At 72.2% G+C, this 21,865-nt stretch carries 25 protein-coding genes; 11 read left to right on the forward strand and 14 right to left on the reverse strand.

Annotated elements, in window-relative coordinates; genetic code table 11:
• Nucleotides 1-90 precede the first annotated feature (90 nt).
• The 4 genes from LZ604_RS17240 (at nt 91) to LZ604_RS17255 (ending at nt 3,019) form a co-directional block, all read left to right on the forward strand.
• Nucleotides 91-462 carry a BlaI/MecI/CopY family transcriptional regulator gene (locus LZ604_RS17240; protein WP_234516064.1) on the forward strand — a complete coding sequence of 124 codons (372 nt, stop codon included), beginning with the start codon at nt 91-93 and terminating at the stop codon, nt 460-462.
• The gene (locus LZ604_RS17245; RefSeq protein ID WP_234516066.1) at nt 459-1,388 is read left to right on the forward strand and encodes a M56 family metallopeptidase; all 930 of its coding nucleotides are present in this window, start codon (nt 459-461) and stop codon (nt 1,386-1,388) included. Before LZ604_RS17240 ends, LZ604_RS17245 begins: the two co-directional genes overlap by 4 nt.
• Nucleotides 1,389-1,509: 121 nt before the next feature.
• Entirely contained in the window at nt 1,510-1,902 is a 393-nt protein-coding gene (locus tag LZ604_RS17250; RefSeq protein ID WP_234516068.1) for a VOC family protein, read from the forward strand.
• Between the two features lie 46 nt (nt 1,903-1,948).
• Nucleotides 1,949-3,019 carry an adenosine deaminase gene (locus LZ604_RS17255; protein WP_234516070.1) on the forward strand — a complete coding sequence of 357 codons (1,071 nt, stop codon included), beginning with the start codon at nt 1,949-1,951 and terminating at the stop codon, nt 3,017-3,019.
• On the opposite strand, the gene LZ604_RS17260 is transcribed toward LZ604_RS17255, so the two are convergent.
• Nucleotides 3,001-3,516 carry a mycothiol transferase gene (locus LZ604_RS17260; RefSeq protein WP_234516072.1) on the reverse strand — a complete coding sequence of 172 codons (516 nt, stop codon included), beginning with the start codon at nt 3,514-3,516 and terminating at the stop codon, nt 3,001-3,003. The two genes, LZ604_RS17255 and LZ604_RS17260, sit on opposite strands and share 19 nt — an antisense overlap.
• 99 nt (nt 3,517-3,615) lie before the next feature.
• Nucleotides 3,616-4,542, reverse strand: coding sequence for a LysR family transcriptional regulator (locus tag LZ604_RS17265; protein WP_234516074.1), 927 nt, complete (start codon nt 4,540-4,542; stop codon nt 3,616-3,618).
• 110 nt (nt 4,543-4,652) lie between these two features.
• Here LZ604_RS17265 and mgrA point away from each other — a divergent pair, with 110 nt between their 5' ends.
• A complete protein-coding gene (gene mgrA / locus LZ604_RS17270) occupies nt 4,653-5,654 on the forward strand; it encodes an L-glyceraldehyde 3-phosphate reductase (protein ID WP_308283598.1) in 1,002 nt (333 codons plus the stop codon).
• Here mgrA and LZ604_RS17275 read toward each other — a convergent pair.
• Nucleotides 5,632-6,120, reverse strand: a complete 489-nt coding sequence (locus tag LZ604_RS17275) for an SDR family NAD(P)-dependent oxidoreductase (protein WP_234516076.1) — start codon at nt 6,118-6,120, stop codon at nt 5,632-5,634. The two genes, mgrA and LZ604_RS17275, sit on opposite strands and share 23 nt — an antisense overlap.
• Before the next feature lie 135 nt (nt 6,121-6,255).
• Between LZ604_RS17275 and LZ604_RS17280 the strand changes: the two genes are divergently transcribed.
• Nucleotides 6,256-8,817: an ATP-dependent Clp protease ATP-binding subunit gene (locus LZ604_RS17280; RefSeq protein ID WP_234516078.1), complete on the forward strand. Its 2,562-nt coding sequence runs from the start codon at nt 6,256-6,258 to the stop codon at nt 8,815-8,817.
• A 50-nt stretch (nt 8,818-8,867) separates the two neighbouring features.
• Here LZ604_RS17280 and LZ604_RS17285 read toward each other — a convergent pair whose 3' ends face one another.
• Nucleotides 8,868-9,257 (reverse strand): nuclear transport factor 2 family protein, encoded by a 390-nt coding sequence (locus LZ604_RS17285; protein WP_234516081.1) that lies wholly within the window; start codon nt 9,255-9,257, stop codon nt 8,868-8,870.
• A 402-nt stretch (nt 9,258-9,659) separates the two neighbouring features.
• Here LZ604_RS17285 and LZ604_RS17290 point away from each other — a divergent pair, with 402 nt between their 5' ends.
• Nucleotides 9,660-10,070 carry a hypothetical protein gene (locus LZ604_RS17290; RefSeq protein ID WP_234516084.1) on the forward strand — a complete coding sequence of 137 codons (411 nt, stop codon included), beginning with the start codon at nt 9,660-9,662 and terminating at the stop codon, nt 10,068-10,070.
• 15 nt (nt 10,071-10,085) lie between these two features.
• Here LZ604_RS17290 and LZ604_RS17295 read toward each other — a convergent pair whose 3' ends face one another.
• The 4 genes from LZ604_RS17295 to LZ604_RS17310 form a co-directional block, all read right to left on the reverse strand.
• Entirely contained in the window at nt 10,086-11,441 is a 1,356-nt protein-coding gene (locus LZ604_RS17295; RefSeq protein ID WP_234516086.1) for a streptophobe family protein, read from the reverse strand.
• A 223-nt stretch (nt 11,442-11,664) separates the two neighbouring features.
• Entirely contained in the window at nt 11,665-12,084 is a 420-nt protein-coding gene (locus LZ604_RS17300) for a PRC-barrel domain containing protein (RefSeq protein WP_234516088.1), read from the reverse strand.
• Nucleotides 12,084-12,692 (reverse strand): PRC-barrel domain-containing protein, encoded by a 609-nt coding sequence (locus LZ604_RS17305; RefSeq protein WP_234516091.1) that lies wholly within the window; start codon nt 12,690-12,692, stop codon nt 12,084-12,086. The genes LZ604_RS17300 and LZ604_RS17305 overlap by 1 nt, the downstream gene beginning before the upstream one ends.
• Nucleotides 12,689-12,835, reverse strand: coding sequence for a hypothetical protein (locus tag LZ604_RS17310; protein ID WP_234516143.1), 147 nt, complete (start codon nt 12,833-12,835; stop codon nt 12,689-12,691). The genes LZ604_RS17305 and LZ604_RS17310 overlap by 4 nt, the downstream gene beginning before the upstream one ends.
• 237 nt (nt 12,836-13,072) lie before the next feature.
• On the opposite strand from LZ604_RS17310, the gene LZ604_RS17315 reads away from it, so the two are divergent.
• On the forward strand, nt 13,073-13,525 hold the full coding sequence (locus tag LZ604_RS17315; protein WP_234516093.1) for an ATP-binding protein: 453 nt from the start codon (nt 13,073-13,075) through the stop codon (nt 13,523-13,525).
• 75 nt (nt 13,526-13,600) lie between these two features.
• Here LZ604_RS17315 and LZ604_RS17320 read toward each other — a convergent pair whose 3' ends face one another.
• Nucleotides 13,601-14,488 carry an RNA polymerase sigma factor SigF gene (locus LZ604_RS17320; RefSeq protein WP_234516140.1) on the reverse strand — a complete coding sequence of 296 codons (888 nt, stop codon included), beginning with the start codon at nt 14,486-14,488 and terminating at the stop codon, nt 13,601-13,603.
• 233 nt (nt 14,489-14,721) lie between these two features.
• Here LZ604_RS17320 and LZ604_RS17325 point away from each other — a divergent pair, with 233 nt between their 5' ends.
• Nucleotides 14,722-15,153, forward strand: coding sequence for a helix-turn-helix domain-containing protein (locus LZ604_RS17325; protein ID WP_308283599.1), 432 nt, complete (start codon nt 14,722-14,724; stop codon nt 15,151-15,153).
• Nucleotides 15,154-15,188: 35 nt separating this feature from the next.
• Here LZ604_RS17325 and LZ604_RS17330 read toward each other — a convergent pair whose 3' ends face one another.
• The 3 genes from LZ604_RS17330 to LZ604_RS17340 form a co-directional block, all read right to left on the reverse strand.
• Nucleotides 15,189-15,791 (reverse strand): ClpP family protease, encoded by a 603-nt coding sequence (locus LZ604_RS17330; protein WP_234516095.1) that lies wholly within the window; start codon nt 15,789-15,791, stop codon nt 15,189-15,191.
• 1 nt (nt 15,792) lies between these two features.
• On the reverse strand, nt 15,793-16,431 hold the full coding sequence (locus tag LZ604_RS17335) for a ClpP family protease (RefSeq protein ID WP_234516097.1): 639 nt from the start codon (nt 16,429-16,431) through the stop codon (nt 15,793-15,795).
• A 110-nt stretch (nt 16,432-16,541) separates the two neighbouring features.
• Entirely contained in the window at nt 16,542-17,744 is a 1,203-nt protein-coding gene (locus LZ604_RS17340; RefSeq protein ID WP_234516098.1) for an epoxide hydrolase family protein, read from the reverse strand.
• Between the two features lie 224 nt (nt 17,745-17,968).
• Between LZ604_RS17340 and LZ604_RS17345 the strand changes: the two genes are divergently transcribed.
• Entirely contained in the window at nt 17,969-18,451 is a 483-nt protein-coding gene (locus LZ604_RS17345; RefSeq protein ID WP_234516100.1) for a VOC family protein, read from the forward strand.
• Between the two features lie 57 nt (nt 18,452-18,508).
• Here LZ604_RS17345 and LZ604_RS17350 read toward each other — a convergent pair whose 3' ends face one another.
• Nucleotides 18,509-19,414 (reverse strand): SGNH/GDSL hydrolase family protein, encoded by a 906-nt coding sequence (locus LZ604_RS17350; protein WP_234516102.1) that lies wholly within the window; start codon nt 19,412-19,414, stop codon nt 18,509-18,511.
• Nucleotides 19,415-20,010: 596 nt separating this feature from the next.
• Nucleotides 20,011-20,943: a LysR family transcriptional regulator gene (locus LZ604_RS17355; RefSeq protein WP_234516105.1), complete on the reverse strand. Its 933-nt coding sequence runs from the start codon at nt 20,941-20,943 to the stop codon at nt 20,011-20,013.
• Between the two features lie 135 nt (nt 20,944-21,078).
• Between LZ604_RS17355 and LZ604_RS17360 the strand changes: the two genes are divergently transcribed.
• Nucleotides 21,079-21,774, forward strand: a complete 696-nt coding sequence (locus LZ604_RS17360) for a type 1 glutamine amidotransferase domain-containing protein (RefSeq protein ID WP_234516107.1) — start codon at nt 21,079-21,081, stop codon at nt 21,772-21,774.
• Nucleotides 21,775-21,865 lie beyond the last annotated feature (91 nt).

Below are 21,865 nucleotides of genomic sequence, written 5' to 3' on the forward strand. Positions count from 1 at the left end.
ACGTGCGGGACGGCCCCGGCCGGACACGCGAACGACAATTCTGTAGACGGTCTACAGTAGTGTAGACGACTATGGGGTGAGGAAGGTTCCATGACCGAAGAGAGGGACGAGCGCCGCCCGGCGGGCGAACTGGAAGCCGGCGTCATGGCCGCCCTGTGGGCCGCGGACGCTCCCCAGACGCCCGGTCAGGTGCAGCTGAGCCTGGGCACCGGTCTCGCCCGTACGACGGTGACGACGATCCTGTCCCGGCTGCACGAGAAGGGCGTCGTCGACCGCAGGCGCCAGGGCCGCGGCTACGCCTACTTCCCCGTCCAGGACGCCCACGGCCTGACCGCCCGGCGTATGCACACCGAACTGGACCGGGGCAGCGACCGGCACACCGTTCTCGCCCGCTTCGTCGCCCAGCTCAGCGAAGACGACGAGCGTGTCCTGCGGGACCTGCTGGAATCCGGCGAGCAGTGACCGTCCTGCTGCTCGTTCCGCTCGCGCTGCCGCTCCTGACGGCCCCGCTCGCCCGCCGCGCCCTTCAGCGGCTCGCGCCCGCGGCCGCGCTGTGGGTGGTGACCGGCTCCACGGTCGTCCTCGCGTGCTGCTCCCTGACCGCGCTGGGGGCCTTCGTGCTCACCGGGCTGCTCAAGCTGCCGCTGTTCAGCGCGCTCGGGGAACTGGTGCGGCCGCTGCGTGCCGGGTCGAACCTCATCGTCGTACCGGCGGCCGCGTTCTCCGTGGGTGCGCTCGCCGTCACCCTGTGGACCGTGTGCCGCACCGTGACGTGCCAGGTCCGGGCCTTCCGTGCCGCCACCACCGAGGCGGACCGCCGTTCCGCCGCCGGTGACCTGTGCGTCATCGACTCCCCGTGCCCGGACGCTTACGCCCTGCCCGGGCGCCCGCACCGCATCGTCGTCACCACGGGGATGCTCCGCAGCCTCGCCCCGGACGAGCGGGAGGTGCTCTTCGCCCACGAGCGCGCACACAACGCGGCCGGGCACCACTACTTCCTCGCCGCCGCCGAACTGGCCGCGCTGTGCCATCCCGGCCTGCGGCCCCTGCGGGCGGTCATCCGCCTCGCGGCCGAACGCGCGGCCGACGAGACCGCCGCCGCGGTGGTCGGGGACCGGCGGCTGACCGCCCGGGCGATCGGCCGGGCCGCGCTGGCCGCCCGGGCCGCCCGAGCGGTGCGGCCGTCCTTCGCGCCCGCCGCGACCACCGGACCCGTGCCGCAGAGGGTCGCCGCGCTGCTGGCGGCCCCGAGGGTGCCGCACCGGGCCGCCCGCTGGATCGCCGCTCTTCTGGTCGCCTGCGCCGCGGTCTCCGCGTGTGCCTCGGCGACCGGGATCATCGGCTTCCATCACGAGGTGGAGGTCGCCCAGGGCGAGGAAGGCCACTGACCCACCTGCGCCCGCATGGCCGCACCGGTCGTGGGGGCGCCCCGCGCCAGGTACTTGACGGGATGCCGTACGCTTCGTGTTACGTATAACGCGGTAACGTCCCCCCGTCCCGGAAGGCCTGATGAGACGCATCGCCTTGGTCACCCTCGTCGTCGACGACTACGACGAGGCGATCCGCTTCTACACCGAGGCCCTGGGATACCGGCTCGTGGCCGACGAGCCGCGGCCCGACGGCTCCCGGTGGGTCGTCGCCGAGCCCGGCGCAGCCGACCACGGCACCGGGCTGCTCCTGGCCCGGGCCAAGGACGACGCCCAGCGCGCCCGGGTCGGTGACCAGACCGGCGGACGCGTGGGCTTCTTCCTGCACACGGACGACTTCGCCCGCGACCACGCCCGGATGACCGCCGCCGGCGTGACCTTCCTGGAGGAGCCGCGGCACGAGCCGTACGGCACGGTCGCCGTCTTCCAGGACCTGTACGGCAACCGCTGGGACCTGCTCCAGCCCGCCGAGTGACCGACCTCCCGCCGCTGTGAAGCGCCTGCTCAAGGAAAGACCCGTCATGACTGCTACGCGCGTAGATGCCGAAGTGATCCGCCGCCTGCCCAAGGCCGTCCTGCACGACCACCTCGACGGCGGCCTGCGCCCCGCCACCGTCGTCGAACTCGCGGCCGCGGTCGGCCACACGCTGCCCACCACCGACCCCGAAGAGCTGGCCGCCTGGTACTTCGAGGCCGCGAACTCCGGTGACCTGGTCCGCTACATAGCCACCTTCGAGCACACCCTTGCCGTGATGCAGTCCCGCGAGGGCCTGCTGCGCGTCGCGGAGGAGTACGTTCTGGACCTCGCCGCCGACGGCGTCGTCTACGCCGAGGTGCGCTACGCCCCCGAGCTGAACACCAAGGGCGGGCTGTCGATGAGCGAGGTCGTGGAGGCCGTCCAGGAGGGTCTCGCGGCCGGTATGGCCAAGGCGGCCTCCGCCGGCACTCCCGTCCGGGTCGGCACGCTGCTGTGCGGCATGCGGATGTTCGACCGCGTCCGCGAGGCCGCCGACCTCGCCGTCGCCTACCGTGACGCCGGAGTCGTCGGGTTCGACATCGCCGGTGCCGAGGACGGCTTCCCGCCCGCCGATCACCTGGCCGCCTTCGAGCACCTGCGCCGGGAGAGCGTCCCGTTCACCATCCACGCCGGCGAGGCGCACGGACTGCCCAGCATCCACCAGGCCCTCCAGGTGTGCGGCGCCCAGCGCATCGGCCACGGCGTGCGCATCACCGAGGACATCGTCGACGGCAAGCTCGGCCGGCTCGCGAGCTGGGTCCGGGACCGCCGTGTCGCGCTGGAGATGTGCCCGACCTCCAACCTGCAGACCGGCGCGGCCACCTCGATCGCCGAGCACCCGATCACCGCCCTGAAGGACCTGGGCTTCCGGGTCACCCTCAACACCGACAACCGTCTGGTCTCGGGCACGACGATGACCCGCGAGATGTCCCTGCTGGTCGAGGAGGCGGGATGGACCGTCGAGGACCTGCGCACAGTGACGGTGAACGCCCTCAAGAGCGCGTTCATCCCGTTCGACGAGCGCAACGCCCTCATCCGGGACGTGGTCCTGCCCGGCTACGAGGCCGCGCTCTGAAGCAGCCCTCGCAGGTAGGCGGCCTGTCCGGCGTGCTGCAGATCGTCGGACAGGACGCTGACCAGCCGTACGCCCAGGCCGACCGGCGGGTCCCAGCGCTCGTCCACGATGCGCTCAAGGTCCTTGGCGGCCAGTTGCCGCAGGGCCCCCAGGGTCTGCTCGTGCACGGCGTCGTAGTACCCCGTCAGCAGGTCCCCGGAGTCGATCCGGACCTTGGCGACCTTCGCCGGGCTGTGGCCGTACCCGGTGTCGCGGCGCGGCAGATCCAGCCCGAAGCGCTTCTCCCAGTCCTGTGAGAGCCACACCTGGTCGAGGCCGAAGGCGTCGGCGATATGGTCGTCCTGGACGCGGGCGAGGTGCCAGATCAACCAGGCGATGGAGTTGCTCTCCCCGGTCGGCCGGGCGTTGAGGTCGTCCGGTCCCAGACCGTCGAGGACGGCATGGACTTCTTCCTGGATGCGGCTGTACGCGTCGATGAGGATGTCCTTGGCATGCATGGGTCCACCATCGCGTATCGCGCCCGCGGGCGTCCGGCGAACCCGCTGAGCGCGGGGCCGGCCCGGTGCGCCGTGTGTCCCGCGTCCGTCGCGCGCCGGTCAGCCGGCTCGGGAGGTGTCCGCCACGTCCGCTGGGTCCGCCGTCTCCTCGGGGTCCGCCGTGAGCAGGCTCATGAGCGCCCAGGCAGCCGGGCTGGTGGCCTCGTGCGGGGGCAGCATCGCCACCGTCTCGTACTCGGCGGCGCCCTTGACGGGGAGCGAGACCAGGGTGGACGCCTCGGGCTTGTGCCCGAAATGGCGCGGGACGACGGCGACGCCGAGTCCCTCGTGCACCAGCTCCAGCAGGCTGTGCACATCGTTGACCTCGAGCGTCACGGTCCGCTCGACCCCCGCCTGCGCGAACGCGGCGTCGGTGGTGCGGCGCGGCCCCCAGTCGGGGTGGAAGTCGACGAACGCCTCGCCGCCCAGGTCCTCGGGTGCCACCGGGCCGCCCCCCGCGAGCGGGTGCGAGGGATGGCACAGCACCGTCATCGGCTCGCTCGTCAGCGGTACGGACCGCAGCTGGTCGGTGTCCGCCCAGGTGCGCATCGCGAACGCCAGGTCCAGCCGTCCCGCCGTGACCTCCTCGGCCAGCGCACCCGACCCCGCCTGCCGCAGCCGGATCTCCACATCGGGGTGGCGCCGCCGGAACCGGGCGAGCAGCCGGGCGACGTGCACCCCGGCGATGCACTGCTCGGTGCCCAGCGCGAGCGTGCCGCGCAGCACGCCCTGCACGGCAGCCACCGCCTCGCGGGCCGCCCGCACCTGGGCCAGGATCCGCTCCGCCTCCACCAGCAGGGCGCGGCCCGCCTCCGTGAGGGTGACGCTGCGGGTGGTGCGCACGAACAGCGGGGCCTGCAACTCACGCTCCAGCGCCCGGACCGAGGCCGACAGACCCGACTGGGACACCATCAGCCGTTCGGCTGCCCGGGTGAAGTGACGGTCCTCGGCGACCGCGACGAAGTGCTGGAGATGGCGCAATTCCATGATTGAGAAGCTTAGATGCTGAATCCCATCCGATTCCTCTGTTGGACCGCTGTACGACGGCCGGGTCAGAGTGGACGGCGTCGTCGGTAAACGCCCTTCTGGAGTGCACGTTGTACACGGCAGATCCCTCCCGCTACGAGGCCATGCCCTACCGCCGTACCGGACACAGCGGCCTGAAGCTGCCCGCGCTGTCGCTCGGCCTGTGGCACAACTTCGGGCCTGACCGCCCGGTGGAGACCCAGCGGGCGATCCTGCGCCGGGCCTTCGACCTCGGCGTCACGCACTTCGACCTGGCCAACAACTACGGGCCCCCACCCGGAGCCGCCGAGTCCGCCCTCGGTGACGCCCTGAGGGCGGACTTCGGCCCCTACCGCGACGAGCTGGTCGTCTCCACCAAGGCCGGCTATCTGATGTGGCCGGGGCCCTACGGTGAATGGGGCTCTCGGAAGTACCTGCTGTCCTCGCTCGACCAGAGCCTGAAGCGGTTGGGCCTGGACCACGTCGACATCTTCTACTCGCACCGCTTCGACCCGAAGACCCCGCTCGAGGAGACGATGGGCGCCCTGCACTCGGCGGTCTTGCAGGGCAAGGCGCTCTACGCAGGTGTCTCCAACTACTCGCCGGAGCAGACCCGGGAAGCCGCCCGCATCCTGCGCGAACTGGGCACGCCCCTGCTGATCCACCAGCCGCGCTACTCGATGCTCGACCGCCGCCCCGAGGACGGGCTCCTGGACACCCTCGACGAACTGGGGGTCGGCTCCATCGCGTACTCGCCGCTGGAGCAGGGCCTGCTGACCGCCCGCTATCTCGACGGCATCCCGGAGGGCTCCCGGGCCGCGAGCGACAGCCCGTTCCTCGGCACCGACGCGATCACCGAGGACATGGTGCGGCAGCTCCGGGCGCTCGACGACATCGCCGGCTCCCGCGGCCAGTCGCTGGCCCAGATGGCGCTGGCCTGGGTGCTGCGCGGCGGCCGGGTGACCTCGGCCCTGGTGGGCGCCAGCAGCCCGCGGCAGCTGGAGGACAGCGTCGCGGCGATCCGCAACCTGGACTTCGATGCGGACGAGCTGGCACGGATCGACGCGGTGATCAGGCGGGGAGACGCTCGCTGACCTCGCAGGGGCGGGCGGCCGCCTCCGGGTCGGCCGCGTAGGCGAGCACGCCGACGGTCGCCGCCCCGGCACGCCAGGCGGCTTCGTCCCCCTCGGCCGCCGGCGGGCTGATGTCGCAGTTCTCGCAGTACGGTGCGGCCCTCGTCGTCCACGGCTCCGGCCGCCCGGAGACGTCCTCGGGGACATGCTCGGCGAGGCCCGTGTCGACGATGGTGCCCGGGTGCACGGCGATGGCCCGCACATCCTCCGCGCGGCCGCGCCGGTCCGGTTCCACCGCGAACAGGGCCTTCGCGGTCCTCGACCGACCGTAGGCGGCGAAGGGCTCGTAGGGCCGGTGGTCGAAGTGCAGGTCGTCGAAGGCGACGGGGGAGAAGCGGAAGCCCCGGCGCGGCGAGCCTCCGGTCGCGGACGGCGCGAGGGGGCGACGAAAGCGACCCGAGTACCCGGGTATTTTCTCGCTAACCATCCCTGAACGCCCCGGTTTTCCCTTAAATGCCCGGGTTGTCGTGTGACGTGACGTGGCGAAGACTGGGGCGAGTACGGGCAAATCGACGACGGCGTGCGACGCAGCCGTGTGTCGCCGCAGGACGGGTGGCCAACCGTGAGCATCTCGCCCTTCGGGTCCGGTGACCCCTTCTCCGAACTCTTCAACCGCTTCTTCGGCATGAGCCCGGCGACCTCCCCGCCCGCCGTGCAGCGTGTCCCCATCGGACGACTCCTCAGCGACTCCGCGCACGAACTGCTGTCCGCCGCCGGCGAGCGGGCGGCGCAGGACGGCGCCGACCTCGACGCCGTCCATCTCCTGTGGGCCGCCACCCAGGTCCCGGCCGCACGCCAGATCCTGGAGCAGGCCGGCGCCGACCCGGACCGGATCGCCGCCGATCTCCAGCGGTCGATGCCCTCCGGGACCGGCGAGGGGGAACCCGCGCTCACCCCGGCGGCCAAGCGCGCCCTGCTCACGGCCCATGCCCGGTCCCAGGCGGCCGGCGCCTCGTACATCGGCCCTGAGCACATCCTCACCGCGCTCCTCGACGATCCGCGCTCCCCGCTCTCCCGGGCTCTCGGGTCCGAGGGCGCCTCGCCCGCTGCGCTGAGCGGCGCAGCCAAGGAGGGGCGCGCCGCGAGCGCACACCCGGACACTCCGACGCTCGACGAGTTCGGGCGCGATCTCACCGACGAGGCGCGCGGCGGCCGCCTCGACCCGGTGGTCGGCCGGGCCGTGGAGATCGAGCAGGCCGTCGAGGTCCTCGCCCGCCGCACCAAGAACAACCCCGTGCTCATCGGCGATCCGGGCGTGGGCAAGACGGCGATCGTCGAGGGACTTGCGCAGCGCATCGTCGCCGGGGAGGTGCCCAAGGTGCTGAAGGACCGCCGGGTGGTGGCCCTCGACATGGCCGGTCTCGTCGCCGGGTCCCAGTACCGGGGCCAGTTCGAGGAACGGCTGAAGAAGGTCATCGACGAGGTCACCGGAGCCAAGAAGGGGATCATTCTCTTCATCGACGAACTGCACCAGGTCGTCGGCGCGGGTGCCACCGGCGAGGGCTCCATGGACGCCGGCAACATCCTCAAGCCCGCACTCGCGCGAGGCGACCTCAGCGTCGTCGGCGCCACGACCCTCGACGAGTACCGCAAGCACATCGAGAAGGACGCGGCGCTCGAACGCCGCTTCCAGCCGGTCATGGTGCCCGAGCCCACCGTCGAGGACACGATCGAGATCCTGCGCGGGCTGCGCGACTCGTACGAGGCCCACCACCAGGTCCGCTACATGGACGAGGCGCTGGACGCCGCCGCCTCCCTCTCCGACCGCTACATCAGCGACCGCTTCCTGCCCGACAAGGCCATCGACCTCATGGACCAGGCCGGAGCCCGGGTCGCACTGCGGATCACGGGCGGCCCCACAGAGGTCGCCGAGATCGAGGAGCGTCTCGACCGGCTGCGCCGGGAGAAGGACGAGGCGGTCAACGCCGAGGACTTCGAGCGTGCGGGTGAGGCCAAGCGGCAGATGACGGAATTGGAGCGGCAGCTCTCGGAGACCGGCGAGGGCGGCGTACCGACGACCCCTGCCGTCACCGTCGACGACATCGCCGAAGTGCTCTCCGCGCGCACCGGTATCCCGGTCTCCCAGCTGACCGAGACCGAGCGTGAGCGGCTCATGAAGCTGGAGGAGCTGCTGCACCAGCGCGTCATCGGCCAGGACCAGGCGGTCACCGCCGTGGCCCAGGCCGTGCGGCGCGGCCGGGCCGGCATGGGCGCCCCCGACCGGCCCACCGGCAGCTTCCTCTTCCTCGGTCCCACCGGCGTCGGCAAGACGGAACTCGCCAAGGCGCTCGCGGAACTGCTCTTCGGCGACCCCGACCGCATGGTCCGCTTCGACATGAGCGAGTTCCAGGAGAAGCACACCGTCTCCCGGCTCGTCGGATCCCCGCCCGGCTACGTCGGGTACGAGGAGGCCGGTCAGCTCACCGAGGCGGTGCGCCGCAAGCCGTACAGCGTCGTGCTGTTCGACGAGGTGGAGAAGGCCCACCCGGACATCTTCAACCTGCTGCTCCAGGTCCTGGACGACGGACGGCTGACCGACGCCCAGGGGCGCACGGTCGACTTCCGCAACACCGTCGTCATCATGACCAGCAACATCGCCTCCAAGCACATCCTCGACCACACGGGCGACGTCGAGGAGATCAGGGACGATCTGATGGCGGAGCTGCACGCCCACTTCCGCCCCGAGTTCCTGAACCGCATCGACGATGTGATCGTCTTCCACTCGCTGGGCCGCCAGGACCTGGTGCGGATCGTCGACCTGCTCCTCGAGGGCACCCGGCGGCGACTGCACGCGCAGGGGGTCCGGATGGAGGTCACCGACGCGGCCGAGGAGTGGCTCGCCGACCGCGGCTACCAGCCGGAGTTCGGGGCACGGCCGCTGCGCCGCACCATCCAGTCGGAACTCGACAACCGGCTGTCGAACATGCTGCTCGACGGCACGCTCAACCCGGGCGACACGGTCCTCGTCGACGTCGCCGAAGGCGAGCTGGCCGTGAGCCTCAAGGCGCCGGCCGGGGAGACGAAGGACGCCAGGTCGGCGCCCGGCGATGCCGGCAGCGCGTCGCCGGGCGGCCCGGAGGACTCCGAGGAGCAGCCCCCGAGCTGGCCCGGCCCGATCTCCTAGGGCGGATCCGAGAATTCGCGCCGGATCGGCGGCGGGAATTCCGGCACTCCCTAGCCCGCCGCGCCCTCCGGGACGCGGTCCAGGAAGCCGTGGACGCTGCGGATGCGCCCGTCGTCGGACAGGGTGATCACATCGAAGCCGGCCACGGGCGCCGAGCCGTCCGCGTCGCCGACCAGTTCCCAGGCGAAGCGTGCGATGTCGTGGTGCCCGTCGACCGTGCCCGAGAGCCGGAAGGAGAACCCCGGGAACTGGGCGTGCGCTGCGGCGATCACCGCCGCGATCTGCTCGTGCCCGCTGACGTCGGCCAGCGGATCGGTGTAGCTCCCGTCCGGGGTCCAGGCGGCGGCGACCGCCTTGGTCAGGGCCTGCGGGTCACGGGAGTTCCACGCCTCGAGGTAGCGGGCGACGGCGGACTCGTGGCGGTGGGTGTCTGCGGACATGGCGGTTCAGCCTCCATCGAGGTCGTCTGCGCTGGCAGGACGTCGGCCCCGGGGCGACCTGCCCCGTCGGGAAGCCGACACCGCAACCATGCCCGGATGCCCGACGGGCGTCGATTACCTCTCGGGTAAGGGAGCCGTGGGCGCGGTACGGCGACGAGGACGCCGTCGGGCGGCGGGCCGAGCCGAAACCTTTCGGCCAACGGCGGCCGCGCATATGCCAGGAGACTGGCCGAAATGGCATCGTGACAGAGTGTCAGGAGTGGCGATACTCGAGTGACAGGGTGGTTCGGACCACATCCCCGTGCGCATGACGCGCCGCGTCCGGGCCGCCCACGTGCACAGTGAGCGCATGCAAGGCACCACGGGCCGGCCCGGCACCGAGCACCGCACTGGGGGACGATCGTGCACGACGAATTCCTGTGCCATGTCACGGCATACGGCATCTGCGGCGGTCAGCGTGTCGGCGTGCCCTTAGGCACCTACCGCGCGCCCACGCTCGCCCTCGCGCTGTGGTGGATGCGGGACCGCGCCTGCTGGATCGCCGAGCGGCTCGACCCGGATCCGGACAACCCGCTCTTCCCGGCGAACTCCATCGCTCCCGTCGCCGACACGGTCCCCGACGTGCCGAGCGTCCTGCGTGCCTGGTGTGGTGACACCCGCAGGCAGGAGCAGGTCGCCGAGGAGCTGGCCGCGGGACGGCTGGTTCGCGTCGCCGTCAGCGACGACACCACCGAGTACGAACTGCTCGCCGAATCCGTGGACGCCCTGCGGATGCAGCGCTTCGTCCCCGCGCTCTCCACCCCGGCGGCCTGACCGCCGCTTCCGGCCTCAGCGGTCCGCGGGACCGGCGGAACCGGTGTCCGCCGACGAACCGGCCGTCCGGCCCGGTACCGGCCCGGGGGCCTCACCCCGCGGGGGCACCCTCCCGGCCACCCAGCCGCCGACAGGACCCGCGGCAAGACCGCAGAGCGCGGCCAGGCCCAGTGCCGTCCACCACTGCGGCGTCAGAAACAGCACACCGGACAGTCCGCCGCCCAGGTCGCCGACACCGAGGAGCGACAGCCCGTAGTGCGCCTCGACCCGGCACACCAGGCAGATCATCAGCACCGCCGACCCCAGCGCGAGGGCCAGGTGTGCCGCGTGCCGCCTCAGCGGTGTCCGCGGCGGGGAGCGCCTCGCCATCACGTACGCGGCGGCGAGGAGCAGCAGGGCGTCCACGACCACGAGCCACCACACCCGGCCGTCGTGCTCGGCGAGCGTGCGGAGGTCGAGCGTCGAGACGTCCGGCGTGCGCAGCACCTCGTCGAGCACATGGGGCATGGGCAGCGCGAACGGCCCGTCCACCCGCCCGTGCCAGGTGGCGCCCAGACCGATGGTGAGCAGCGGCCATACCAGGTTGGGCAGCCCCAGCAGGATCACCGCAATCGTCTCCGCGGGGTGCCCGCGTGTCGCCGCCACCACCAGCGCGATGAGGGCGCCCAGGGCGATGTGCGCGAGGAGCAGAGCCACCACGGCGTACGCGGCGGGACGCACGGACTCCTGGCAGCGCAGCAACCGGGGTGGGAGCGGGGCCCCGTGCGAGACCAGCAGGGCCAGGAACAACACGCCCGCAAGCCACAGGAGTCCGAAGAGCACGGTCTGCGGCACGTCCGTCGTGTAGCCGATCCTGGGAGAGATACCGAACAACTGCCCGATGTCGCCGATCGTTCCGCCACCGAGCGGGACCGTGAAGGTCTGACGGGCCGCCAGTGCCAGACCGACCAGTGCCCCAAGCCACAGCAGGGCGATCCGGGCCGCCCAGCCCGCCAGTCCGGATGCCCCGGCGACGGCCCGGTGCCGCAGCGGGCGCACGAAGCCCGCTGCGATCACCAACGCCCCCGCGAGGGTCACCGACAGCGGCATCACCGTGAGCCCTCCCCGGGTACCGGCGAGCGGGCCCGCATCCCCCGCCAGCCTCACGCTGCCGCCGATCGCGACGACGACCACGGCCACGACCACCCGGGGGAAGCCGTTGTCGGGGATGCCGGTACCGCCCGCCGCCCACAGTCCGAGGGCGGACAGCACGCTCATGACGACAAGCCCGGCCAGCACGGTCCAGGCGGCCTGGACCCAGCCGGGCGGGGAGACCGGTGCGCCGCCGGGGGCGCGCGCGGTGGTCGGACCGCTCGAGGTCGGGGCGTTCACGCTGCCACGGTAAGCAGCCCGTACGCGCTCCGCCCGCCGACCGGGTCCGGCCGCGTCCGGCTCACGGCCCGCGACCCGCGCGCGCCGGTAGGCCGTCGGACTGAGGTGTGCGGTACGTCGCGCCCCGTCACGCCCTGGCCGTCGTATGCCGGCGGATGACGCGGACCCGCGGTACGCCCGCCGCCCGGGCCGTCGTCCGCCTGTCAGCCCCGCGCGGCCCGGTTCAGTCGGCCCGTACCACGAGCGCGTGGTCCCCGAGCCCGAGCAGGCGGTCGCCCGCGACCTCACCCAGCGTGGTGACCACCTTCTCGACCCGGCCGGTGGACGGATCGAAGACGAGGTCCTGGACCGTTCCCCGCTCGTCGCCCTCCTCGGACAGCACCCGGCGGCCCAGGACCTCGTGACGGGGGCCGGACGGACCGGGATCCGGCGGGACGGCCGACTCCACGAGAACGGCGTCGGGACCGACCGCGTGCAGGGCCTTCCAGGCCACGGCCGTCTCCTTGCGGCCGCGCGGTCCCGTCACCCGCAGATGGGTGATCCGGCCTGCCGCGGCGTCCAGGGCGAGCGAGGCCAGCACACCGATCTCCCGCGCCTCGCCCAGCGTCACCACCGGCAGTCCCCGCGCCTCGGAGAACGTCATCACGGCAGTGGCCCCCTCTCGACGCCGTTCGCAGTCGCGCCGCCCCGCGCCCGGTAGGCCTCCACCCGGGCCGCGAAACCGGCGAGGTCGTCGGCGACGAACCGGACCGCGTCCGCGGGGACGACCAGCGCCCGCCCGGACACGGCGAGCGTCTCACCGCGCGGCACGAACACCTTCCGCCTGCGCCTGCGCGAACCCGCGACCAGCGACTCCCGCGCATTGATCCGGAAGCCCGCCACCCGTCCGCTGGTACCGCCCTCGACCACCACGTCCAGCACCACACCGATCTCCGCGCCCGCGTCCGTCAGCACCCTGGCGCCGAGCACCTGCCCGTGCGCCGCCTCCTTGCGCGCCACCACCGCGGACGGCTCGGCGAGCACGTCCACACCCCGGATCATCACGGCATGCCGTCCCAGCGCATGAACGGCGCTCCACGGCAGGCTCTTGCGCAGCGGTCCCGCGAGCAGCCCCCGGCCGCTGAGCGTGAACCCCGTGATCCGGCCGGCCGGGCCGTCGAAGACCGTGTCCCGTACCTGGGCGACCGCGTCGCCGCCCAGTGTCACCACAGGGCGCCCCGACAGTTCGCGGGCCCCCGACAGTTCGTTCATCGCCCACCCCGCCTTCCGGGCCGGCCACCCCGCTGAACCGCGATCACCGTGCCCGCCCGCCGGTGCGCCTGCACCCACAGGAACAGCCCGGACAGCAGCGCCACCGCCGCCACCACGAGGACCGGCCACACCCACCAGCTCACGGTTCACCTCCGGTACCCCGGCCCGGCCGCCGTCGACCGGGCGCCGTACCATGCGGGTGCCCCGGACCCACCCGAAGATGCCCCTGCCGTGATCGCCTCCTCGCATTCCGTCACCGTGACCGCCGAACCGGCCGCGGTGTGACTGGAGACCGCATCGCTGGGTACGAGCACTGGTGCGGTGCCCCTGCGGCGGGAGCGCCGCGCCGAACGAATCCGGGCATTCCGAGAGAGAACCGCATGATGGAGCACATGGACGGAGCAGTGATACCTACTGACTTCGACATGCCCGTTGAGCCACTGCGGCGGGCGGCCCACTACACCGGGGAGCCGGGGTCCATCGCCGAGGCCAGAGCCTTCGGGGAGCTGTTCGTCGAACAGCTCAGGTCCGAGTGGTGCGCCCCGGTCGACCGGCGTGCCGCCGGGGACGTGCTCCTGGTGGTGAGCGAGCTGGTCACCAACGCCCAGCGGCACAGCCACGGCCCGTACATCCTGGAGCTGGAGGGCACCGACACCGCCGTGACGGTCGCCGTCTACGACAGCAGTGCGGCGCTGCCCCGGCGTTATCCCAAGGACCCGGGCCGTGTGGGACGGCACGGCCTGGAGATCGTCCATGCGCTCTCGACCCAGGTCACGGCCGAACTGGTGCCGGTCGGCAAGTGCGTGCGGGCCGTCGTGCAACTGGCCCGCTGAGGCGCCGCGTCAGTGCCGCGGCGCCGAGCTCTCAGGTCTCAGCGCCCAGCTCCCAGGTGGCGCGATGCCCGGCTCTCAGGTGGCGTCGACCCGGTTCACGTCGTCCAGCATGCCCCTGCGCAACTGTGCGATGACGCGCTTGATGAGGCGGGAGACATGCATCTGTGAGCAGCCGAGCCGCGCGCCGATGTCGGCCTGGGTGGCCTCCTCGACGAAGCGCAGACGCAGGAGCGTACGGTCGCGTTCGCTGAGCCCCGCCACGAGGGGCGCGAGGGCGTGGAAGTCCTCGACGAGGCGCATGCCCTCGTCCTCCTCGCCGATGAAGTCGGCGAGCACCGTCTCCCCGTCCTGGTCGTCCCCGGTCAGCGCGGCGTCGAGGGAAGACGAGTTGTAGCCGTTGGCCGCGATCTGCGCCTCCCTCACCTCGTCCTCGGCAAGGTTCATCAGCGCGGCCAGCTCGGCGACGGTCGGCTCCCGGTCCAGGCGGGTGGAGAGTTCGTCGCGCGCCTTCGCCAGTTCCACCCGCAACTCCTGGAGGCGGCGCGGCACATGGACGGCCCACGTGGTGTCGCGGAAGAACCGCTTGATCTCCCCGACGATGTAGGGCACCGCGAAAGAGGTGAACTCGACCTCCCGCGAGATCTCGAACCGGTCGATGGCCTTGATGAGGCCGATCATGCCGACCTGGACGATGTCCTCCATGTCGTCGCCGCGGCCCCGGAACCGTCCGGCCGCGAACCGCACCAGCGACATGTTCATCTCGATCAGGGTGTTGCGCGCGTACTGGTAGGCGTGCGTGCCCTCTTCCAGGGTGCTCAGGCGCTGGAAGAACTGCCGGGACAGTTCCCGCGCGTCACGAGGAGCCACCGTCCGCGGATCCGTGACGGTCGGCAGGGGGCCCTCACCAGTCCTGGTACGGACACTCTCGTCGGTGACCGTCGACCAGCCCATGGCGGTGTCCATGACCTCTACCTCTTCCACGAAACTCACTCTTCGGTCTCTCGGGCGTCGTCCATGCTTCGTGTGACCGCGTATACCCCGCGGTTGGCATCTCATGTGCGCGTTTTCGCCCATACGGCGTGGCGCTGGTCACCCGGGGGCGGCAGCGGAGGCTCTGCGCCGTACGACGGCACGGGTTCTCCCAGGGCGGAATGCCGCTCCCTTCCCGCGTCGCCCCGTGTCCCTAGGCTGAGGGGGTGAGCCCTGATGCGCCGAACGACGCCCGAGTCGTCCCCCTCCGTCCGCCGGGCGCGCCGCCCCGCACCGGCGGAGCGCCCCGCACTCCGCAGCAGCCGGGACCGGGGCCGCGGACGGCCGTTCCCAAGGAGCCTCTGTGGCGCGACCTCGTCGGGGACATACTGCGGCGCGAGCGGCTCGCCCAGGAGCGTACGCTCAAGGACGTCGCGGCGGCGGCCCGCATCTCGATGCCGTACCTGTCCGAGTTGGAGCGCGGCCGGAAGGAGGCGTCCTCCGAGGTCCTCGCGGCCGCGGCCCGGGCCCTCGGGCTGGGCCTCACCGAACTGCTCTCCCTCGCCCAGGACGAGTTGGCGCGGCAGGCCCGAAGCCGGTCCGGCCGGGGCCGTACGTCGCCGACGGCGCGGCACGACGGTCTGTGTCTCGTCGCCTGACCGCCTCGCCGACGTCCGGCTCCCGGCCCACCGGGTCACCCGAACGCGACCCGTCGGCTGAGCACTTCGTCGGCGAGCCCGTACGCCACGGCTTCCTGAGCGGTGAACACCCTGTCCCGGTCCATGTCGGCCCGCAGGGTCGCCACATCATGGTGCGTGTGCCGGGAGAGCACCTCCTCCACCTGGGAGCGGATGCGGACCATCTCCTTGGCCTTGAGGCTCAGGTCCGAGACCGTTCCCTGCTGCCCGCCGGCCGCGGGCTGGCCGAGCAGCACCCGGGAGTGCTGCAGCACGAACCGCCGGCCCGGGTCGCCGCCGGCCAGCAGCACCGCCGCCGTCGAGGCGGCCTGCCCGACGCAGAAGGTGGAGACGGGGGAGCGCACGAACGTCATCGTGTCGTAGATCGCCATCAGTGAGGTGAACGAACCGCCCGGCGAGTTGAGGTACACGGAGATCTCCTGCTCCGGGTTCGCGGACTCCAGGTGGAGGAGCTGCGCGATGACGACGTTGGCGACGCCGTCGTCGATCTCGGTGCCGAGGAAGACGATCCGCTCGGAGAGCAGCCGGCTGAAGACGTCGTACGACCGCTCGCCCTGCGCGGTCCGCTCCACGACGTACGGAACCGTGTACGACCCCATGTCACAACCCCATCCGTCGGCGCGAGGCGACCGGGCGGACGTCGGCGAGCGACTCCACGACCCGGTCGACCATTCCGTACTCCCGCGCCTGCTCGGCCGTGAACCAGCGGTCGCGGTCGCCGTCCCGCGCGACGGTCTCCTCGCTCTGCCCGGTGTGCTCGGCGGTGATCCGCTCGATGGCCTTCTTGGTGTACTGAAGGTTCTCCGCCTGGATCTCGATGTCCGCCGTCGTGCCGCCGATGCCCGCCGACGGCTGGTGCATCATGATCCGCGCGTTCGGCAGGGCGAAGCGTTTGCCGCGCGTTCCCACCGTGAGCAGGAACTGGCCCATGCTGGCGGCGAAGCCCATCACCAGGGTCGACACGTCGTTGGGTATGAGCCGCATGGTGTCGTAGATGGCGAGCCCGGCGGTGACGGATCCGCCGGGGCTGTTGATGTACAGGCTGATGTCGGTACGCGGGTCCTCCGCCGACAGCAGGAGCAGCTGGGCGCACACCCGGTTGGCCGACACCTCGTCGACCTGCGTGCCCAGGAAGACGATGCGCTGGGCGAGCAGTTGTGCGGCGAGGTGGTCGTCGAACCGGCTGGGCGGGGTGTCGCCCTCCTCCGCCCGGGGCGAGAGGGTGGTCAGTGGAGTCATCTCGTCTCCTTGTCGTGGCACGGTTGCCGTCGACTCCACTGTCGGCCCCGGGCGACGGGCGGACACCGATTCTCTGCCCGCGGCAGATTCGCCGAGGGCCGAGTCCGGGCTCAGCCCTTCTCGCGCAGCTGCCGGAAGAATGCCCGGACGTCGTCCACCAGCAGGTCCGGCTCCTCCATCGCCGCGAAGTGCCCGCCCCGGTCGAACTCCGTCCAGCGCACGATGTTCTCGGTGCGCTCCGCCCTGTGCCGCAGCGGTACCTGGATCTCGGCCGGGAACACGGCGAGCGCGGTGGGCACGGTCGACGGCTCGGCAGGGGCTGCCGCCCGGCCCGAGGGGTGGGCCCGCTCGTAGTAGATCTGCGCGGAGGAACCGGCGGTCCCGGTGAGCCAGTACAGCATCACGTCGGTGAGCAGCCGGTCGCGGTCCACGGCCTCCTCCGGCAGTTCCTCGGAGTCCGTCCACTCCCGGAACTTCTCGACGATCCAGGCCAGTTGGCCGACGGGCGAGTCCGTGAGCGCGTAGGCGAGGGTCCCCGGGCGGGTCGAGTGCAGGATCGCGTACCCCGCGCCCTCGCGCTGCCATGCGTCCCAGCGGCGCCAGGAGGTGAGGGTACGCTCCCGCTCCTCGGGGCTCAGGGTGGCCAGTTCGTCGCCGGTCGGCTCGGTGAGCTGCTGCGCTCCCGGCAGCAGGTTGAGGTGGACGCCGATCACCCGGTCGGGGTGGGCGCGGCCCAGCTCGCGGGAGATCGCCGCGCCCCAGTCGCCGCCCTGTGCGCCGAACCGCCGGTATCCGAGCCGCCGCATCAGCTCGGCCCAGGCGTCCGCGACCCGCCCCGCCTCCCAGCCCCGGTCCCGGGTGGGCCCGGACAGTCCGAACCCGGGAATGCCCGGCACGACGACGTGGAACGCGTCGGCCGGGTCGCCGCCGTGCGCGGCCGGGTCGGTCAGCGGCCCCACCACATCGAGGAACTCGACAAGGGACCCCGGCCATCCATGGGTGACGACCAGCGGGGTGGCGTCGGGCTCGGGGGAGCGGACGTGGGCGAAGTGGACGTTCGCCCCGTCGATCGTGGTGGTGAACTGCGGCCACTCGTTCAGCCGCGCCTCGGCGGCACGCCAGTCGTAGTCGTGTCGCCAGTACCGTACGAGTTCGCGAAGATAGTCGAGGGGAACCCCGTACGCCCAGCCCACGTCCGGCAGCGCGTCGGGCCAACGGGTCCGGTCGAGGCGGTCGTACAGGTCGTCGAGGTCGCTCTGCGGGATGTCGAGGCGGAACGGCTGGAGGGACGCTGCGTCCGGAGAGGCGTTCATGAGGGCGGATCCTAGGACCCGGCCGCAACGGCTGCCATCGAATAGCGGCGGGCGGGGGGTCGGCGGCCGCCCACCACCGGCAGGAGGCAGTGCCCGGTGTCGCCGGCAGTACTGAAAGGCCGATATGTCGACAGTGGAAAAAGACCGGTCTGCGCGCCACCGATGAGTTCGGCGCCCGGGACCGGTCTGCACAGTGATGACGTTCCCGCCCGAGGAGGTACCCCATGCCCACCGACGGATTCACCACGTGTCTGTGGTTCGACGGCCAGGCCGAGGAGGCGGCCGATTTCTACGTGTCCGTCTTCAAGAACTCCCGGCTCGGCCGTGTGGGCCGCTACACCGACGCCGGCCCCGGACCGGCCGGCTCCGTCATGGCCGTCGAGTTCGTGGCCAACGGCCAGAAGTTCGTCGCCCTGAACGGCGGCCCGCAGTTCACGTTCAGCGAGGCCATCTCCTTCCAGATCTTCTGCGACGACCAGGACGAGGTGGACCACTACTGGAACCGGCTCACCGAGGGCGGCGGCGAACCCGGGCCGTGCGGCTGGCTCAAGGACCGGTACGGCCTGTCCTGGCAGGTCGTACCCGCCCGGCTGATCGAGCTGATCAGCGACCCGGATCCGGAGAAGGCGGCCCGCACCACCCAGGTGATGATGACGATGTCCAAGCTGGACATCGCGGCCCTGGAGAAGGCGTACGCGGGCGAGTAGCCGCCACGGGCGGCGGGGCCGCTCCACGGCAGGAGCGGCTCCGTGTGCCCGGCACCGTCAGGTGCGGTGCGCGGCGATGGTCCGCGCGATCTCCCGTGTGATCCGCAGTACGCCCGGCGAGCGGACGGGGCATGGCTTCGGCGTCGAGGTCGTCGGGGCCAGACAGAAGTGCAGGGCGTCGTCGCCGCGGTGCAGGGCCGTGCGGTCGCGGGCCGGCTCGGTGCAGTACACCGGGTGCTCGTGCTCGTATGCGGTGCACGGAAGGTACCGCGTCCAGATGTAGCGGCCCGAGGCCGGACTGACCGTCCCGCCGGCGTCGGAGACGAGGTCGCCGGACGCCCGTGCCTGCCTGAGGTACGTCTCGTTGACGCGCCGGACCCGGTCGGGCGTGACCGGATCGGGTCCTTGCAGCACCCAGACGATCCTGGGCCGCCGGGTGCCACCCGCCGCGGCGATCTGCTCGGTGAGCCGCGCCGCGTCCTCGGTGTAGCGCGCGAAGTACCCGGAGCGGGCCGAGTCGTAGGTGATCCCGTCCATACAGGGCGTGTAGCCCCACGAGTTGCCCCAGAACTGGAGCACCACGAAGTCCGGGTGGACGGCGCGTACCAGCGCGGCGGCCTTGTCCGCGGGCGGCACCAGCGACCTCTGCCGGCCGCCCTCCAGATAGTCGCACAGGGTGGTGCCCGAGTACGGGGCGCTCGTGTACCTCGCGTGCACCACGCTCTCGAGCTGCTGCCCCAGGACCTTCTGGTTCTCCATGGCGATCGAGTCGCCCAGATAGAGCACCGAAAGGGTTCGCGTGGGGGCGGGGTCGGTCGTGGCCGCCGCCCGCTGGTGAGCCGTCGCCGGGGCCGCAGGGGCGGTGGGCGCGGGCGGTGCCTGCTGGGGTCCGGACGACGGATCTCCGCACCCGCCGAGCAGCAGCCCGGCCATCAGCGTCCCCACGATCCACGGTTTCCGCATGCCGCAACTCCCGCCCCGACCGCCGAAAGGGCTCCCCAGGCAAGCACAGCGGGGTGCACGGCGGAAGACGGAGGAAGGCCATACCGGTGCGGGCCCCGGCCTTTCCGGGTGCGGGGCCTTCCGCGCCGTTCCTGGGTCCCGGAGTCTGCTGCGGCTTTTCCGGGTGCCGGGCCCTTTCGGCCCTTTCCGGGTGCTGGGCCTTCCCCCTTCCCCTTCCAGGTGCCGCGCCCTTCCTGGGTCCCGTGGGCCTGCCGCGCCTTTTCCGGGTGCCGGGCCCCTCCCGTCTCTCCGGGTGTCGGCCTTGCCCCCGTGACTTCCGGGCCCCTTTGGCGTCCCTTCCGTGTCTCTTCCGGGCCCCTTTCCGGGTGCCGGGCCCTTCCCGTCTCTCCGGGTGTCGGCCTCGCCCCCGTGACTTCCGGGCCCCTTCCGTGTCTCTTCCGGGTGACCGCCTTTCCCGTCCCTCCGGGTGCCGGCCTTGCCGCCGTCCCTTTCGGGCCCCTTTCCGGGCCCTTCCGGGCCCCTGGAAAACCGGGCGACGTCGCCCCGCCCGGCCGCCGGCCGGGCGCGACGGCCGCATGCGGCTGTACGGCGGGCGGCTACCAGGACCGCGCGGTGCGCAGCAGACGGTCCCGGACCCGGTCGACGTCCGGGTTCTCCGAGGGGCCGGGACGCTGGACGAGGAAGCCCGTGTTGATCGGCGGGTCGTCGGGCTCGTGCAGCAGGACGACGGTTCCGGCGGCGAGTTCGCCGAGACAGAGGTACCGCGGCAGGACGCAGAAGCCCGCCCCCGCGACGACCGCCGAAAGCACCCCGCGCAGGTCGGGCACCGTCAGGGCGGCGGCGCGGGTCAGCCGGGTGCCGAACACATGACGCCAGTAGCGCCGGGTGATGGGGAGGTCCTCGGCGTACGACACCAAGGGCACCTCGTTCAGGGCGGCGGGCCCCTCGACGGCCAGCCGCCTCCGGACACGTTCCGCCCAGCGAGGCGCCGCGACCAGCACGAACTCCTCGTCGCCCAGCGGTACGGCCGTCAGGGTGCGGCCCCGGGGGCGGGTCGTGGCACACACCAGGTCGTGCCGGCCCGCGCGCAGTTCCTCCAGCAGCGCGTCGGTCAGTCCCGTCGTCACCCGCAACCGGACGCCCTCCGCCACCAGCGGGGCCAGGGCGGGCAGCAGGGAGGTGCACAGGAGTTCGGATGGGCCGGCGAGATGCACCGGGCCAGCCCGGCCGCCAGGGGCCCCCTCCGGTCCGGCGGCGGCCAGCAGCACGTCCAGGGGGCCGGCGATCCTTGCGGCCAGCTCGTCGGCGACGGGCGTCGGTGACACGCCCCGCGGCCGTCGCTCGAACAGTTCGCGGCCGGTCTGTCGCTCCAGGGTCCGCATCTGCGTCGTCACCGTCGGCTGCGACAGCCCGAGCAGCCGAGCCGCACCGGTGAACGAACCGGAGCGGTACACCGCCACAAAGGTGCGCAGCAGGTTCAGATCGGGCTGTGGCTGCGAGGACGCGGGGCCCGAGGCTCCGTGAGTCATTGGGTTTCCAATACCAGGCATTGTATTGATCATTGGAATCCTATCGCCCGGCGTCCTACCGTCGATGACGCCGGCGCATCGGACGACCTCGGTCCGGGACACCGGCCCCCATGACCGCACCCTCGGAGGCAATCCATGTCGAAGATTCTTTTCGTGCTGACCGGCGCCGACCACTGGACGCTGGCCGACGGCACCAAGCACCCCTCCGGTTTCTGGGCCGAGGAGGCCGTCGCCCCTTACGAGGTGTTCAAGGCCGCGGGCCACGAGATCGTCGTGGCCACTCCCGGCGGTGTCGTCCCCACCGTGGACGAGAGCAGCCTGACGCCCGAGCTCAACGGCGGCCAGGAGAACGCCGACCGGATCAGGGAGGTCCTCACGTCGGCCGCCGAGTTCAGCCGCCCCGTGGCGCTGACGGACGTCGACCTCGACGAGTACGCCGCCGTGTTCTACCCCGGCGGTCACGGTCCCATGGAGGACCTCGCCGTCGACGCCGACTCCGGCAGCCTGCTCGCTCACACCCTCGACTCGGGCAAGCCGCTGGGCGTGGTGTGCCACGGCCCGGCCGCGCTGCTGGCGGCCACCCGGGCCGACGGCTCCAATGCGTTCGCCGGGTACCGGGTGGCCGCGTTCACCAACGCCGAGGAGACCCAGTCCGGCCTCGCCGACCGGGCCAAGTGGCTGCTCCAGGACCGTCTCACCGAGGTCGGCGTGCAGGTGCAGACGGGCGAGCCGTGGGCGCCGAACGTTGTGGTCGACCGCAACCTGGTCACCGGCCAGAACCCCGCGTCCTCCGCTCCGCTGGCCACCGAACTGCTGGCGAAGCTGAGCTGACCGGACGGCGGCGTCCGCGGCCCGCGGCGTCCACCGGTCGGGGCAGGCGGGGGCGCCGGTCGGGCGCGTCCCGGATGCCGGAGCCGGCGCG

It is taken from the genome of Streptomyces glomeratus, from assembly GCF_021462825.1.
Taxonomy (GTDB): domain Bacteria; phylum Actinomycetota; class Actinomycetes; order Streptomycetales; family Streptomycetaceae; genus Streptomyces; species Streptomyces glomeratus.